This is a genomic window from Micromonospora sp. RV43, assembly GCF_001029515.1.
GTDB lineage: Bacteria > Actinomycetota > Actinomycetes > Mycobacteriales > Micromonosporaceae > Micromonospora > Micromonospora aurantiaca.
In genome coordinates this window covers 1-13,399 of sequence record NZ_LEKG01000200.1, presented here as the reverse complement: position 1 = coordinate 13,399, position 13,399 = coordinate 1, and the positions used below count along the sequence as shown (strand labels likewise).

General features: G+C 74.0%; 16 protein-coding genes and 1 pseudogene. 6 read left to right on the top strand and 11 right to left on the bottom strand.

The window, feature by feature from the left end:
- Positions 1–124: 124 nt before the first annotated feature.
- Positions 125–565 (top strand): annotated as a pseudogene (locus tag ABD52_RS32435) (SAM-dependent methyltransferase); the annotation flags it as partial.
- Positions 562–1,731: an NADH-quinone oxidoreductase subunit D gene (locus ABD52_RS32430; RefSeq protein ID WP_013288963.1), complete on the top strand. Its 1,170-nt coding sequence runs from the start codon at positions 562–564 to the stop codon at positions 1,729–1,731. The pseudogene ABD52_RS32435 and the gene ABD52_RS32430, both read left to right, overlap by 4 nt.
- Positions 1,732–1,740: 9 nt before the next feature.
- Here the strand turns inward: ABD52_RS32430 and ABD52_RS32425 are convergent, their stop codons facing one another.
- The 4 genes from ABD52_RS32425 to ABD52_RS32410 form a co-directional block, all read right to left on the bottom strand.
- Entirely contained in the window at positions 1,741–3,681 is a 1,941-nt protein-coding gene (locus ABD52_RS32425; RefSeq protein ID WP_047894245.1) for a hypothetical protein, read from the bottom strand.
- A gap of 124 nt (positions 3,682–3,805) precedes the next feature.
- Entirely contained in the window at positions 3,806–4,810 is a 1,005-nt protein-coding gene (locus tag ABD52_RS32420; protein WP_013288965.1) for a glycine betaine ABC transporter substrate-binding protein, read from the bottom strand.
- Between the two features lie 153 nt (positions 4,811–4,963).
- A complete protein-coding gene (locus ABD52_RS32415) occupies positions 4,964–5,686 on the bottom strand; it encodes an ABC transporter permease (RefSeq protein ID WP_013475008.1) in 723 nt (240 codons plus the stop codon).
- On the bottom strand, positions 5,683–6,372 hold the full coding sequence (locus ABD52_RS32410) for an ABC transporter permease (protein ID WP_013288967.1): 690 nt from the start codon (positions 6,370–6,372) through the stop codon (positions 5,683–5,685). Before ABD52_RS32410 ends, ABD52_RS32415 begins: the two co-directional genes overlap by 4 nt.
- 2 nt (positions 6,373–6,374) lie before the next feature.
- Here ABD52_RS32410 and ABD52_RS32405 point away from each other — a divergent pair, with 2 nt between their 5' ends.
- Positions 6,375–7,367, top strand: coding sequence for an ABC transporter ATP-binding protein (locus ABD52_RS32405; RefSeq protein WP_047894244.1), 993 nt, complete (start codon positions 6,375–6,377; stop codon positions 7,365–7,367).
- Positions 7,368–7,369: 2 nt separating this feature from the next.
- Here the strand turns inward: ABD52_RS32405 and ABD52_RS32400 are convergent, their stop codons facing one another.
- The 7 genes from ABD52_RS32400 to folP form a co-directional block, all read right to left on the bottom strand.
- A complete protein-coding gene (locus ABD52_RS32400; RefSeq protein ID WP_013288969.1) occupies positions 7,370–7,861 on the bottom strand; it encodes a hypothetical protein in 492 nt (163 codons plus the stop codon).
- 83 nt (positions 7,862–7,944) lie between these two features.
- Positions 7,945–8,247: a hypothetical protein gene (locus ABD52_RS32395; RefSeq protein WP_013288970.1), complete on the bottom strand. Its 303-nt coding sequence runs from the start codon at positions 8,245–8,247 to the stop codon at positions 7,945–7,947.
- A 61-nt stretch (positions 8,248–8,308) separates the two neighbouring features.
- Positions 8,309–9,535, bottom strand: a complete 1,227-nt coding sequence (locus tag ABD52_RS32390) for an ABC transporter permease (protein ID WP_030273726.1) — start codon at positions 9,533–9,535, stop codon at positions 8,309–8,311.
- A gap of 114 nt (positions 9,536–9,649) precedes the next feature.
- On the bottom strand, positions 9,650–10,138 hold the full coding sequence (locus ABD52_RS32385) for a DUF3180 domain-containing protein (protein ID WP_085983675.1): 489 nt from the start codon (positions 10,136–10,138) through the stop codon (positions 9,650–9,652).
- Positions 10,139–10,223: 85 nt separating this feature from the next.
- Positions 10,224–10,751, bottom strand: coding sequence for a 2-amino-4-hydroxy-6-hydroxymethyldihydropteridine diphosphokinase (folK, locus tag ABD52_RS32380; protein WP_047894243.1), 528 nt, complete (start codon positions 10,749–10,751; stop codon positions 10,224–10,226).
- Positions 10,748–11,107 carry a dihydroneopterin aldolase gene (gene folB, locus ABD52_RS32375; RefSeq protein ID WP_013288974.1) on the bottom strand — a complete coding sequence of 120 codons (360 nt, stop codon included), beginning with the start codon at positions 11,105–11,107 and terminating at the stop codon, positions 10,748–10,750. Before folB ends, folK begins: the two co-directional genes overlap by 4 nt.
- Positions 11,104–12,045: a dihydropteroate synthase gene (gene folP / locus ABD52_RS32370; RefSeq protein WP_047894246.1), complete on the bottom strand. Its 942-nt coding sequence runs from the start codon at positions 12,043–12,045 to the stop codon at positions 11,104–11,106. Before folP ends, folB begins: the two co-directional genes overlap by 4 nt.
- A gap of 358 nt (positions 12,046–12,403) precedes the next feature.
- Between folP and ABD52_RS32365 the strand changes: the two genes are divergently transcribed.
- From ABD52_RS32365 to ABD52_RS32355, 3 genes are all read left to right on the top strand, one after another.
- Entirely contained in the window at positions 12,404–12,718 is a 315-nt protein-coding gene (locus ABD52_RS32365) for a hypothetical protein (protein WP_013288976.1), read from the top strand.
- 14 nt (positions 12,719–12,732) lie between these two features.
- Positions 12,733–13,095, top strand: coding sequence for a hypothetical protein (locus ABD52_RS32360; RefSeq protein WP_013288977.1), 363 nt, complete (start codon positions 12,733–12,735; stop codon positions 13,093–13,095).
- A 49-nt stretch (positions 13,096–13,144) separates the two neighbouring features.
- Positions 13,145–13,399 (top strand): hypothetical protein (locus ABD52_RS32355; protein WP_047894242.1); only part of this gene is annotated, 255 nt, incomplete at its 3' end.

Below are 13,399 nucleotides of genomic sequence, written 5' to 3'. Positions count from 1 at the left end.
CAGGGCCTCGGTGACACCCGGGCGCGGCTCCACCGCCTGGACCAGGGTGGTGCCCTCGCACACCCGCGCCGCGAGCACCTCACGCTCCCACCGGCGCTGCCAGTGCGCGGTCAGCGGGTCGAGCACGCGGGATCTGGCCTGGGCTGAGGCTGTGGGGAAGGTGGCGCGGGGGCTGGCGCTTGCGGTGGACTACGGGCATCTGCGGGACTCGCGGCCTTTCGACGGGACATTGACCGGGTATCGGGGTGGGCGGCAGGTGCCGCCGGTCCCGGACGGGTCGTGCGACGTGACGGCGCACGTCGCCATGGACTCGGTCGCCTCCGCCGGTGAGCGGGTCGCGCGGTGCGCGTACTCCCTGGTCTCTCAGCGGGAGGCGCTGCGGGCGCTCGGGGCCGACGGCGGGCGACCACCACTGAGCCTGGCCGGTCGCGACCCGGCCGGCTACCTGCGGGCGCTGGCCGCGGCGTCGGCGGCGGCCGAACTGACCGACCAGGCCGGGCTCGGCGGGCACCTGTGGCTGCGGCAGCCGGTCGGCGTCGCGCTCGACGCGGTCGTGGCACGATGACGGGCATGACCACGGACGCCGCCGACCTCCGCGAGCTGACAGTCGGTACCGGCGCCGGCGGTGAGCAGCTCGGCACCGACATGGTGCTCAACATCGGGCCGCAACACCCCTCGACGCACGGCGTGCTGCGGCTGAAGCTGGTGCTCGACGGGGAGCGGGTGGTCGCCGCCGAGCCGATCGTCGGCTACATGCACCGGGGGGCGGAGAAGCTCTTCGAGGTACGCGACTACCGGCAGATCATCGTGCTGGCGAACCGGCACGACTGGCTGTCGGCGTTCTCCAACGAGCTGGGCGTGGTGCTCGCCGTCGAGCGGCTGATGGGCATGGAGGTGCCGGAACGCGCCACCTGGCTGCGGATGGCGCTGGCCGAGCTGAACCGGGTGCTCAACCACCTGATGTTCCTCGGCTCGTACCCGCTGGAGATCGGCGCGATCACGCCGATGTTCTACGCGTTCCGGGAACGGGAGACCATCCAGGCCGTGATGGAGGAGGTCTCCGGCGGCCGGATCCACTACATGTTCAACCGGGTCGGCGGCCTGAAGGAGGAGGTGCCGTCCGGCTGGACCGGGCGCGCCCGCGCCGCCATCGCCGAGGTACGCCGCCGGATGCCCGACCTGGACAACCTGATCCGGCGCAACGAGATCTTCCTGGCCCGTACCGTCGGCGTCGGTGTGCTCTCCGCCGCCGACGCCGCCGCGTTCGGCGCGTCCGGGCCGGTCGCCCGCGCCTCCGGCCTCGACCTCGACCTGCGCCGCGACGAGCCGTACCTGGCCTACGACCAGCTCGACGTGCCCGTGGTGACGAAGACCGCCGGTGACTGTCACGCCCGCTTCGAGGTGCTGCTCGACCAGGTGTACGTCTCGCTCGACCTCGCCGAGCAGTGCCTGGACCGGGTGGACCGGATCAGCGGGCCGGTGAACACCCGCCTGCCGAAGGTGCTGAAGGCGCCCGAGGGGCACACGTACGCCTGGACCGAGAACCCGCTCGGCATCAACGGCTACTACCTGGTGTCCCGGGGCGAGAAGACGCCGTGGCGGATGAAGCTGCGCACCGCCTCGTACGCGAACGTGCAGGCGCTGTCGTCGCTGCTGCCCGGCTGCCTGGTGCCGGACCTGATCGCCATCCTCGGCTCGATGTTCTTCGTGGTGGGCGACATCGACAAGTAGCCGGCGGCGTCAGCGCCAGCGGTCGGCGGTGTCCCGATACGGCTCGCCGTGTCCACCGCGCTCCGGGCTGCGCCACTCCGGTTCCGCCGGCCGCCATTCCGGCTCGGGCCGACGCCACTGCGACTCGCCCTGCCGCGTCTCCGGCTGACGCCACTCCGGCTCGGCCTGACGCCACTCCGGTTCCGGCTGACGCCACTCCGGTTCGGGCTGACGCCATTCCGGGGGTGGCTGGCGCCATTCCGCCTGGCCGCTGCGCTGCGTCGGTGGCCGCCACTCGTCCGGCACCGGCACACCGCCGGCTGGCAGCGCCGGGTGGCTCTCCCCGGGCCAGCGGGCGTCCGGTCCGTCCGGTCCGCTCGCGTCCGGTCCACCGCCGCGTACTGAGGCCCACCGGTCCTCGACCCGGTACTCCGTGCCGCCGCCGTCGGCGTGCACTGCGGCCCGCCGTTCCCCGAGGCGGATCTCCCGGCCCGCGCCGTCGTCACGGACCGCGGCCCACCGGTTGCCGGCACGCATCTCGGACCACTGGTCGCCGTCGGTGCCCGCCCGGCCGGGCGGCACGTCCGGTACGCCCGCTGCGGCCGCGGGCCAGGCGCCCGCTGCCCGGCCGGCCCGGTCGTCACCGCCGCCGGACCAGGGCCGCTGCTCCTCCGCCGCCGTCCGGCCCTGCTCGCTCGACCAGCCGCCCCCGGCGGTACGCCCGGACCAGCCCTGTTCCCCGGCAGTGGCCCGGCCGACACCTGCCCATGGATGCTCGGCACCGGGACGCCCGGGGTCGGTCCACGAGTGCCCGTCGTCGCCGGAGCCGGCACCCCTGCCGCCGTCGTCCGACCCGGCGCGGCGGCCCGGCCGGTCGCCCGGGTCGCGGTGTCCCGCGTGCCGGTGGTCGGCCGCGTCCGCGCCCCGGGACCGGTCCTCGTCCGGCCAGCCGCCGGGGAATCCGCCGTACCGGGTGCCGGTCGGCTCACCGCCGACGATCGTGTGCCGGGTGGTGACGTGCACCGTCTCGGTGTGGTGGACCACGCCGACCGGGCGGGTTTCCGGCCGGGCCACCGGCTCGGATACCCGCGCCGCGCCGTACACCCCGCTCGCGGGCCGGTCCGGACGTACGGTGGCCCGCGCCGCCGGTTCGGCGTCGTGCCGACCGGTCCGTGCCGGTTCGGAGTCGTAGCGACCGGCCCGGGGCTGTTCGGTTTCGTAGTGGTCTGCCCGGGGCGACTCAGCGCCGTAGCGGCTGGTCCGGAGCGGTTCGGAGTCGTAGTGGCCCACCCCAGGCGAGTCGGCGTCGTAGTGGCCGGTCCGGGACGGCTCGGCCTCGTATCGGCCCGTCCGGGACGGGTCCGGGGTGTGGTGGCCCGTCCGGGACGGCTCAGCGGCGTAGTGGCCCGTCCGGGACGCGTCGGCGTCGGTTCCGTAGCCGCCGCCGGGGTACGCCGGCCGGGCCGGTTCGTCGTCGTCCCGGCCGGCCGGTTGCGGCCGGCCGACGTCGGGCGTGCCGGCGCCCGGCACCCGGGCCGCACCGCTCGGGCGCTCCGGCGCCGACGCCAGGGCGGACACGGGCGCGGAGGCCAGTCCGGCGGCGGCCGCGTCGAGCCGGTGCCGTACCGCGCCGGCCACCTCCTCGGCCCGTCGTGCCTGGTCGAGCGCCTGGTTGCCGCGCTGGGCGGCGGCCACGATCTCGGCCCGCAACTCCCGCCGCAGCTGCGCCAGCTCCTCGCGCATCTCCTCGGACGCCGCGCCCCCGGAACCGCTCTCCGGCCGCAGCGCGATGGACAGACCGATGAGCACGACCGCGAGGATCGCCAGGACCGCGCCGAACCGGAGCGAGCCGTTGCCGTCGGCGATCAGCAGGATGAGCGCGGCCAGGGGCGCCAGCCCCACACCGACCCAGAACAGGACGGTGAGCAGGGCGGGCGTGCTCTTGTCGGCGGGCGCGACCGAGGCTGGCATGGCTGAGCAGAGTACCGAGAGTTCCACCGGAGGGGAACGGGTCGGCGCCACCCGATGAGCGGCCCGCCGAACGGGCTGCCCGTGCCGCCGGCCGGCACGCGTGGCGCCGGCCGGCGGTGGTGCGTCAGCTCGTGGCCAGCGCCGCGTCGGAGGAGAAGACCAGGCCGACGCTCGCCGAGCCGGTCTTCAGCGCGTTCTTGGTCTGCGGGCCGCCCGCGTCCAGCGAGCTGAACGAGCCGGCCTTGAAGTCGTAGACCTCGACCAGACCGGCCTGGCACTTCGGCCGCTGCGGGCACTCCGGCGGCCCGGCCAGCACGGTGGCCTGGCCGGAGCACTTGGCGGCCAGGTCGGAGAGCGTGGACACGCCGTACTTGTCGGCGAACGCCTTGGTGACCGCGAACGCGTTCTGGTCCTGCGCCTGGGACGGCTGGCCGAAGACCAGGCCGGCCTTGTCACCCTCGGTCTTCAGCGCCGCGACCGTCTTGTCCAGCTCCGGCGAGGAGACGGGCTGGGCGTCCTTGCCGTTGGCCTTGGTGTTGAGGAACTCCGCCATGGTGGCGGCGTACTCCGGGACGACCTGGATCTGGCCCTTCTCCAGGGCCGGCTCGTAGAGCTCCCGGTTGCCGATGGTCTGCACCTTGACCTGGTAGCCGGCCGCGGTGAGCGCGATCTTGTAGAGCTCGGCGATGGTCTGGCTCTCGCTGAAGTTGCCGGCACCGACGGTGATCTGACCGCCCGGGCCCTTCTCGATCCCGTCGGTCACGCCGTTTGCGGAGGCGAACTCCTGCGCCGCGACCTGGGGCGTCTTGCGGTCGACGTCGACCGCCCGGTTGAGCTGGATCAGCTTCGGGGTGTCGAGCTTCGCGGAGACCTTGTCCAGCGCGGCGACGAGCTGCGGCGTGGCCGCCTTCGCGTTGATCGCCGGGATGACGTTGTCGGTGTTCTGGAGCTTCTTGTCGTCGGTCAGGACGACGAGCTGGTCACCGGCCACCGGTGCACAGCCGGCCCCCGAGGCGCCCTGCTCGGGCGCGTCGGTGCCGGACGAGCCGGCGTCGCCGCAGCCGGTGAGGAGAACAGCCGCAGTGAGTGCGCCGAGCGCCCCCGCGGCCAGTGTCGTACGCGCGCGCATCAGTGCCCGCCTTCCGTGTCCCGGCGCGACCCCCTCGGGCCGGCCGCGTGTCCGACGGGCGATCCGGACGGCCACCCGCGACTCCAGCCAATATCCTCCGGACCCGACCGACAAACTCGGAGCGGTTTTCGTCATCCGATCGTCACCGACGGCTCAGTTGCCGGTCGTCGCCGCCGTCGCGCGGCGGTTCGCCCGCGTGCGTTCCCGGCGCAGCGGGCGGGGCGTGACCACCCGCTCCACCAGCGCGAGCACCCCCTCGACGAGCAGCGCCAACCCGGCCACCAGGACCCCGCCGGCGATGATCTGGCCGCCGCCGGCGGCGATGTCGAGCCCGAACCCGGCCCGGATTATCTGGCCCAGCCCACCGCCGTTGACGAACGAGGCGAGCGCGGCGGTGGCCACCACCTGCACCGCCGCGGTACGGAAGCCGGCCGCCAGGTAGGGCACCGCGAGCGGCAGCTCCACCCGCCGCAGCACCTGCCCGCCGGACAGACCCATGCCCCGGGCCGCGTCCCGGGCCTCCGGGTCGGCCTGCCGCACCCCGGTGAACGCGTTCGCCAGCAGCGGCGGAACCGCGAAGACCGCGAGCGCCACCACCACGGCCGGACGGCCGAAGCCGAGGAACGTCAGCGGCAGGATGGTCAGCAGCGCCAGCGTCGGGATCGCCAGTGTGACGTTGGAGACCAGCAGGACCAGCCCGCCGCCCCGGCCGCTGTGCCCGAGCCACAGCCCGATCGGCCAGGCCACCAGGCAGCCCAGCAGCACCGCCAGCGCGGACATGCTCAGGTGCTCGCCGAGGCGGTCCAGCACGCCGCCGGGGTTGGTCCAGTTCAGCGGGTCGTTCAGCCAGACCACTGCCTGCTCGACGGGGTTCACCGGGCGGACCTCCCGCGCAGCCAGGGGGTGAGCAGGCGGCCCACGCCCGCCAGCACCAGGTCGAGCACCAGCGCCAGCAGCACGCACAGCACCGTGCCGGCCATGATCTGCGCCTTGTAGAAGTTGTTCTGGAAGCCCGCGAAGATGAGCTGCCCGAGCCCGCCCCGGCCGACCACCACTCCGACCGTGACGAGCGCGACAGTGGACACGGTCGCCAGCCGTACGCCGGTGAGGATGCCGGGCAGCGCCAGCGGCAGCTCGATCCGGAACAGCCGGCCCCACCTGCCGTACCCCATGCCCTCGGCGGCCTCGCGCACCTCCGGGGGCACCTGGTTCAGCCCGGCCAGCGCGTTGCGCACGATGACCAGCAGCGCGTACAGCGCGACCACGGTGAGCACTGTGATCGCGCCGATGCCCAGGTACGGCGCGAGGAACGCGAACAAGGCCAGCGACGGGACGGTGTAGAGCACCCCGGTCACCGCCAGGATCGGGGCCGACAGCGACCGGAACCAGTACGCGAGCACCGCGAGCGGCAACGCCACCAGCGCGGCGATCACCACGGCGCGGGCGGTCAGCCAGGTGTGCTCCCGCAGCGCGGCGAGGATCGTGTCAGAGTTGTCCCGCACGTACTGCCAGGAGAACCACGGATTACCCGGGTCGGCCCGGTAGCTCAGGTGGAGGGACACACGTGGACGGTACCCCGGGAGGCACCGCCGGAGGCGGCGCGGCGTCGATCACGCTGGAGGGCATCCGCAAGCGCTACCCGGACGGCACCGAGGCGGTACGCGAGCTGAGCCTGGAGGTCGCCGCCGGCGAACTGGTGGTGCTGATCGGCCCGTCCGGCTGCGGCAAGTCGACGGTGCTGCGCATGATCAACCGGTTGATCGAGCCGACCGACGGGCGGATCCTGCTCGGCGACGACGACGTCACCCGGGTCGACCCGGTGGCGCTGCGCCGCCGCATCGGGTACGTCATCCAGAACGTCGGCCTGTTCCCGCACCAGACCGTCGCCGCGAACGTGGCGACCGTGCCGGGGCTGCTGGGCTGGCCGAAGCAGCGGACCCGGGACCGGGTCGGCGAGCTGCTGGAGCTCGTCGGTCTGGACCCTGCGCAGTTCGGCCGGCGGTACCCGCACGAACTGTCCGGCGGGCAGCGGCAGCGGGTGGGCGTGGCCCGGGCACTGGCCGCCGATCCGGTGGTGCTGCTGATGGACGAGCCGTTCTCGGCGGTGGACCCGATCGTCCGGACCCGCCTGCAGGAGGAGTTCCTGCGGTTGCAGGCCGAGGTACGCAAGACGATCGTGCTGGTCACCCACGACCTCGACGAGGCGGTCCGGCTGGGCGACCGGATCGCGGTGCTGTCCGAGGGCGGCCGGCTGGAGCAGTACGACACGCCCGCCGCGCTGCTCGGCTCGCCCGCCTCGGACTTCGTCCGCGAGTTCGTCGGCGCCGACCGGGGCATCCGGCGGCTGGCCGTGACCCCGGTGACCCGCGCGGTACTCGACCCGCTCCCGACCGACGGCGGCACCGGCCTGCCCACCGTGGCGCTCGGCGACTCGGCGTACGACGCACTCGGCGCGCTGCTCACCTCCGGCGCGGAGCACGCGGTGGTGACCGAGGAGGGCCGGGCGGTGGGGCTGCTCACCCGCACCCGGGTGCTGGCGCTGGGCGCCGTGGACTGAGGTCAGGCCCGGCCGCCGAGGCTGGCCAGCCCGACGATCCAGCCGGCGAAGAAGCCGTACGTGACGCCGGTGCTGGCGGCCTGGAACGCGGCGAACAGCGAGCCGTGCGGGCCGAGGAGCGTGGCGAGCAGGGCACTGAGCCCGCCCGCGAGCGCGTACGCGCCCCAGCCAGAGAGGAACTGGCTGCCCGAGGACGTCACCCGGTCGACCTGCGGGCCGGGCAGCAGGTACAGCAGCGCCGCCGCAAGCACGAGCAGCAGGATCGCCCGCAGGTTGGTGGCGAACACGCCCTCGTCGGCCTGCCACCGCCAGGACGGCCAGGCGAGCAGCCGCAGGAACCAGCCACCCGCGCCGGTCGGGTCGGTGCCGCGCTGCGCCCAGTCCACGTACATCGGACTGCCACCGACGGCGACGAGCAGGAACGCGGCGAGCGTGCCGGTGCCGGCGGCCGTGCCGTACCGGGGGACGGTGCGGGGGCGGTTGCTCAGAGCCATGCGGCGGTCAGTTCCCGGCCGGTCCCGCCGGGCAAACCTCCGCAACCGGTCGGCAGCCGTCGGCCGACGGGCAGTCATCGACCTCAGTGCTTCATCAGGTAGTCGATGAAGGCGGCGCGCAGCAGCGGCGCGGACTCGTCGTAGCCGTGCCCGGTCAGCTCACGCCAGAGCGCGTTCGCCTCGTCGATGGTCGGGCCGATCGAGTTCGGCGCGCCGTCCAGCGCGGCGGCCTCGTCGGCGTTGGGCAGGTGCCGCAGGACCGACCAGAAGAAGCCCACGTCGCGGCGGTCGCGCGCCAGGTTGAACGCCTGCTCGCGCAGCTCCTCGGTGGAGAGCTTGTCGAGCTCGTCGAAGGTGCGGCCGCCGGGGGCAGGAGTTTCGGTCATGCCGCCGAGCCTAACCGGAGAGATCAGTCCGGGCGCGCCGGACGCACGGCCACCGCCGGGGTCAGCGGTCGTCGGCGTCCCAGCGCCGGGGTTCGTTGTCCCAGCGCGGGGCCTCCCATGCCTCCACCGGGGTGTCGTGCTGGCGTACCGGAAGCACCGAGGGCCAGGCGTCGGCCGGTTCGGGCGGCGGGGTCATCGTCCAACCGCCGCTCAGCGCGCCGTCCCGGGCCGGGCGGACCGGGCCGAGCGGACCCGGCGGTGCCGGGCGGGGCCGGCCGAACGTCTCGACCAGCCGGGTGACGAGCAGGCCCACGCCGAGCACGGCGCCGCCGAGCGCCCACCGGCTGACCGTCCAGCCGTGCGGCACGGTCCAGGCCAGGAACACCACCACCAGGCAGACCGCGAACAGGGTGCCGAAGATACCGCCGCGCCGCCCGTACGCGCTGGTTCCGGCGAGCATGACGGTGCCGACCGCCAGAACGGTCCAGTCCAGTCCGGTGCCGGGCGCGACCTGGCCGTCTCCGTTCGCCGCGATCAGCACGCCGCCCAGCATCGCCAGCACGGTGGACCCGACGAGCGCCAGCGCGGTCACCGTGGCGGCCGCCACGCCGCGCCGCCGGGCCGGATCGGCGACCGGGCGGAACCGGCCGATCAGCCGGCGTACCGGTTTCATCGCGGCGAACAGGCCACCGAGGACGGCGACCGCGGCGAAGCCGACGAAGAAGTACAGCGCGCTGCCGCGCGGGTCGTAGTCGCCCTGCACCGTCACCGGCGCGGTCCGCCGTTCCAGGTAGACGATCACGCCGGCCGCCCCGGCCAGGCTCGCCGCCCATCCGGGCACGTGCAGCACCACCACGGCCAGGGCGAGCGCCAGCCCGGCCGCGGCCGCGATCGCCAGCGCCGGCAGCAGCGCCTCCCGCGTGCCCCGGTCGCCCTGCTCGGCGAAGTGCAGCGCGGCGGCCAGCGCGACCGGCCCGATCGCCAGGTTCACCGCGCCGGCCCGCAGGCTCAGGCCGGCGGCGAGCGTGAGCAGGCCGAGCGCCGCCACGTCGACGAGCAGCGTCTTCAGGGAGCCGCCGCGCAGCGCGTCCGAGTCCTCCCGCCAGAGCAGCCAGGCCATCGCGACCAGACCGGCGAGCAGCACGAACTCCCAGAGCACGTGCACCGCGATCCGGTCCCGGCCGGGTTCGCCGTGGGCCGGGTCGTCGAAGACGTGCTCCAGTACGGCAGCGGGCACCCCGGACGACGTCTCCGGCGGCGCTGTCCGGCCCGCATCGTCGTACGCCATTGGCTCGCGCCTCCCCCAGGTGGCCGCGTCCGGCCCACGGGCGGGCGGACCGGTGGCGGCCGTCGCTCTCCGGTCGCCAGGGACGGTACCGCCGGGCCGGGGTGGGGGGAACCCTCAGAGACGCCCGCGGGGCGTCTCCCGGTCACCCGGCTCGCGGTCCTCGTCGTCCTCCTGCTCCGGCACCCGGCAGGAGCGTTCCAGCCAGAGCGCGGCCGCGACCAGCGCCAGCGCGGCGATGAGGCCGCCGAGCGCGGCCGGCCGATCGTTCATGGCCGCGTTGGTCTGTTCCACGAACAGCCAGCCGGTCAGCCCGGCGTAGAAGCCGGCGAAGATGGCCCCGGCCAGCGCCGACGCCTTCGCCAGCACGACGAACCGGGCGACCAGCAGCGGGTTGACCGGCTCCCGGCCGGGCCGCCGCTCGATCCGGCCCCGGGTGTTCACCGCCGCGTAGCCCTCCAGCACGGCCAGCCCGGCCAGCGTGATCACCGGCAGCCAGGGCAGGTCAGAGCCGAGGTCGCCGTAGAAGCTACTGATCAGCAGCCAGGCCACCGCGGCGGCGGCCAGGCCGGCCACCACGAGCGTGGAGGCCCGGGTCGGCCCCATCCGGAAACGGTCGGGCCCCTGCGGGGAGCGGTCGGTGCTCACCGCACCTCCTCAGCTCGCCACTGCCGGGCCACGATCCACCGGGTCATGTGTCCGACTCTAGCGCCAGATCGGGTCGCGGGCTCAGTTCCAGGGCGTCCCCGGCGAGCGGCTCGGCGTTGAGCAGATCGGTCAGCCAGCCGTGCCCGGGCAGCCGGCCGTGCGGCTCGATGTCGATCCACGGGCGCAGCACGAAGGCGCGCAGGTGGGCCCGGGGGTGCGGCAGGATCAGCTCGGGGTCGTCGCGGAGCACCGGCTCGCCGGCGTCGTCCCAGACCGCGATCACGTCCACGTCCAGCGTGCGCGGCCCGTACCGTCGCTGCGGGTCGCGGTCGCGCCCGGCCGCCGCCTCCGCGGCCCGGGCCCGGGCCAGCCAGTCCTCCGGCGTCGCCGCCGGGTCCGCGACCATCACCGCGGCGTTCAGGTACGCGGGCTGGTCGGCGTCCCCCCACGGTGGAGTCTCGTAGACGCCGGAGACCACGAGCACCCGGTCGCCGAACGCGGCCACCGCGCCGCGCAGGTGGCCGAGGCGGTCGCCCAGGTTGCTGCCGATCGACAGCACGGCCCGGGTCATCGGGTACGCCTCATCGTGACTGCGACGTCCCGGAAGGCGTGCGGGATCGGGGCCTCCGGCTTGTGCACAGTCACCGTGGCGGCGGCCACCAGCGGCTCGGCCAGGCAGACCGCGAGCAGCCGGTCGGCGAGCGTCTCGATGAGGTTCACCGGCTCGCCGGTGATCACCGCGACGAGGCGTTCGGCGAGTTCGCCGTAGTGCACGGTGTCGGTCACCTCGTCCGAGCGCGCGGCCGGGCCCAGGTCCAGTTCGAGTACCGCGTCGACCACGAACTCCTGCCCCTGGGCGCGCTCGAAGTCGTAGACGCCGTGGCGGCCGTGCGCCCGCAGGCCGGTCAGCTCGATCCGGTCGCTCATCTGTCGCCTCCGCTCGTGCCGGTGGCCGCTTCCGCCGGCCGGGTGCCGCCGGTGGCCGCCGCGGTCTGCGGCGATGTCGCTTGCCGTGGGCCGGTCGCGGTGGCGAGCCGGGGGCTGCCGGTGGCGCGCCAGACGGCGAGCGCGTCGGCGGTGCCGCGGACGTCGTGCACGCGTACCCCCCAGGCGCCGGCCGCGACGGCGAGCACGCTCGTCGCGACGGTCGCGGCCTCCCGCCCGGCGGTGGGGCGGGGTTCGCCGGCCGGGTCGGCGAGCAGCCGGCCGAGGTAGGACTTGCGGCTGGCCCCGAACAGCACCGGGAAGCCCAGGTCGACCAGCTCGGGCAGGCGGGCGCTCAGCGCCCAGTTGTGCGCGGCGGTCTTCGCGAAGCCCAGGCCCGGGTCCACGATGATCCGGTCGGCGGCCACCCCGGCGGCGAGCGCGGCGTCGACGCGCCGGCTCAGCTCGTCCCGGACCTCGGCCACCACGTCGGTGTACGTGGCCAGCTCCCGCATCCCCCGCGAGTGCCCCCGCCAGTGCATGAGCACCCAGGGGCAGCCGGCGTCGCGGACCACCCGGGCCATGTCCGGGTCGGCGAGGCCGCCGGAGACGTCGTTGACCACGTACGCGCCGGCGGCGAGGACCGCCTCGGCGACCCGGGCGCGGCTGGTGTCGATGCTGACGCGGATGCCGGCGGCGCTCAGCTCGCGGACCACGGGCAGCACCCGGGCGGTCTCCGTCTCCGCGTCGACCCGCTCGGCGCCGGGCCGGGTGGACTCGCCACCCACGTCGATCAGGTCGGCACCGTCCCCGCGCAGTCGCACCCCGTGTGCGACTGCCGCGTCCAGATCGGCGTATCTGCCGCCGTCGGAGAAGGAGTCGGGCGTGACGTTGAGGACGCCCATCACCACCGGGGTCTCCGCCCGTACCAGATCGGTCACGGACCCGACAGTACCGTTCGCCGGCAGGGCTTCCGGCCACCGGGCGAGCGCCCGACGCGGCACCCCTGACGTGCACATTGGAACAGGTGTACGATCGGTCATCCAGGCCGTCGGAGGTCGACTCTTCACGGCTTGTCGCAAAGGTGGCCGGGCCGTACGCTTTGGAATTGCCCAGCATCGAGATGGCGAAGCCTGGAGGGAGGGCCGAAGCGGGAAGAATCCCCCCAAAACTCACCACTCTGCGTGGTGGGTGACGGACTCAGCGTTGACGGCGCTGTCTCTGACGAGCACCATCCCGCCAGGCTTGCCTACTTGCACCAACGCGGCGCCGCCGGCCGCGACCTTGGGGAGGTTTCCAGTGATCGCCATCGAGCTCATGGCAACGGCGTCCAGTGCCGTGGACCACGCGCTCCACACCCTGGCGTCGACTCCACTCGCCGAGCCGGCACCGAAGGGCATCGACACCGACAACGTCGTCACCTTCTTCGCCAGCAAGATCGCGCCGATCCTGCTCGCGGTCCTCGGGGTGATCTTCATCGGCCGGGCCAGCCGGGGTGAGATCTCCAAGGTGCTGACCAGCTCGGCCATCGCCATCATCGGCCTGGCCTTCATCGCCGGAGCGGCAACACTCTTCTTCGTCGGCGACTACCTGATCAACCTGATCTTCGAGTAGGGCGCTGGGCGACGATGCGGCTGCGCACCGACGACGACATCTACCGGGCACGCCTCGTCTACCTGGGGCCGCCCGGGTACACCCTTCCCGTCCACCTGCCGTACGCCCAGTACGGCCTGTTCATGCTGCTCGTACCCCTCTACATGTTCATCCACTGGTTGTTCACGCTCCAGGTCGAGCTGTTCCCCGCCTGGGAGATCTCGCTGGCGATCGTGACGACCTCGTTCATCTTCCGGTACGTCGACCCGGACCGGCCCGCGCGCATGGTCATCCGGACCGCGCTGACCGACTGGCGACGCACCCGGGAACCGGCCACCGAGCAGCGGGATCCGCGGCTCGTCGCGAGCCGGATCAGGATCCGGGAGGAACTGGCATGACCGGGCGTACGACAACCGTGCAGACGAACGACGCGGGTGAGGCGGTCGCATGAGTCGCTCTTCCACGCCGGGTTCCCCGGCCGGGCGCCCGGCCGGGCCCAACGGTAACCGTGCGCGATCGTTCGACTACCCACCGGACGAGGATCTGGACGAGGTCGTCCTCGACAGCGCGCTCGTCACCAGCCCCGGGCACAGCCGCGTCGGCGTGTTCCAGCCGCCGCGACCGATGACCCCGCGCGAGCCGGTACGCCCCGACGGCGACATCGACTCGCCCTTCCTCGACCTGTTCGGCGGTGCGCAGCCC

What these genes read in the sequence shown, in the direction of transcription:
- ABD52_RS32430 (WP_013288963.1), top strand. Translation starts at nt 562, where the DNA reads ATGACGGGCATGACCACGGACGCCGCCGACCTCCGCGAGCTGACAGTC.
- ABD52_RS32425 (WP_047894245.1), bottom strand. Translation starts at nt 3,681, where the DNA reads ATGCCAGCCTCGGTCGCGCCCGCCGACAAGAGCACGCCCGCCCTGCTC.
- ABD52_RS32420 (WP_013288965.1), bottom strand. Translation starts at nt 4,810, where the DNA reads ATGCGCGCGCGTACGACACTGGCCGCGGGGGCGCTCGGCGCACTCACT.
- ABD52_RS32400 (WP_013288969.1), bottom strand. Translation starts at nt 7,861, where the DNA reads ATGGCTCTGAGCAACCGCCCCCGCACCGTCCCCCGGTACGGCACGGCC.
- ABD52_RS32395 (WP_013288970.1), bottom strand. Translation starts at nt 8,247, where the DNA reads ATGACCGAAACTCCTGCCCCCGGCGGCCGCACCTTCGACGAGCTCGAC.
- ABD52_RS32390 (WP_030273726.1), bottom strand. Translation starts at nt 9,535, where the DNA reads ATGGCGTACGACGATGCGGGCCGGACAGCGCCGCCGGAGACGTCGTCC.
- ABD52_RS32385 (WP_085983675.1), bottom strand. Translation starts at nt 10,138, where the DNA reads ATGGGGCCGACCCGGGCCTCCACGCTCGTGGTGGCCGGCCTGGCCGCC.
- folK (WP_047894243.1), bottom strand. Translation starts at nt 10,751, where the DNA reads ATGACCCGGGCCGTGCTGTCGATCGGCAGCAACCTGGGCGACCGCCTC.
- folB (WP_013288974.1), bottom strand. Translation starts at nt 11,107, where the DNA reads ATGAGCGACCGGATCGAGCTGACCGGCCTGCGGGCGCACGGCCGCCAC.
- ABD52_RS32360 (WP_013288977.1), top strand. Translation starts at nt 12,733, where the DNA reads ATGCGGCTGCGCACCGACGACGACATCTACCGGGCACGCCTCGTCTAC.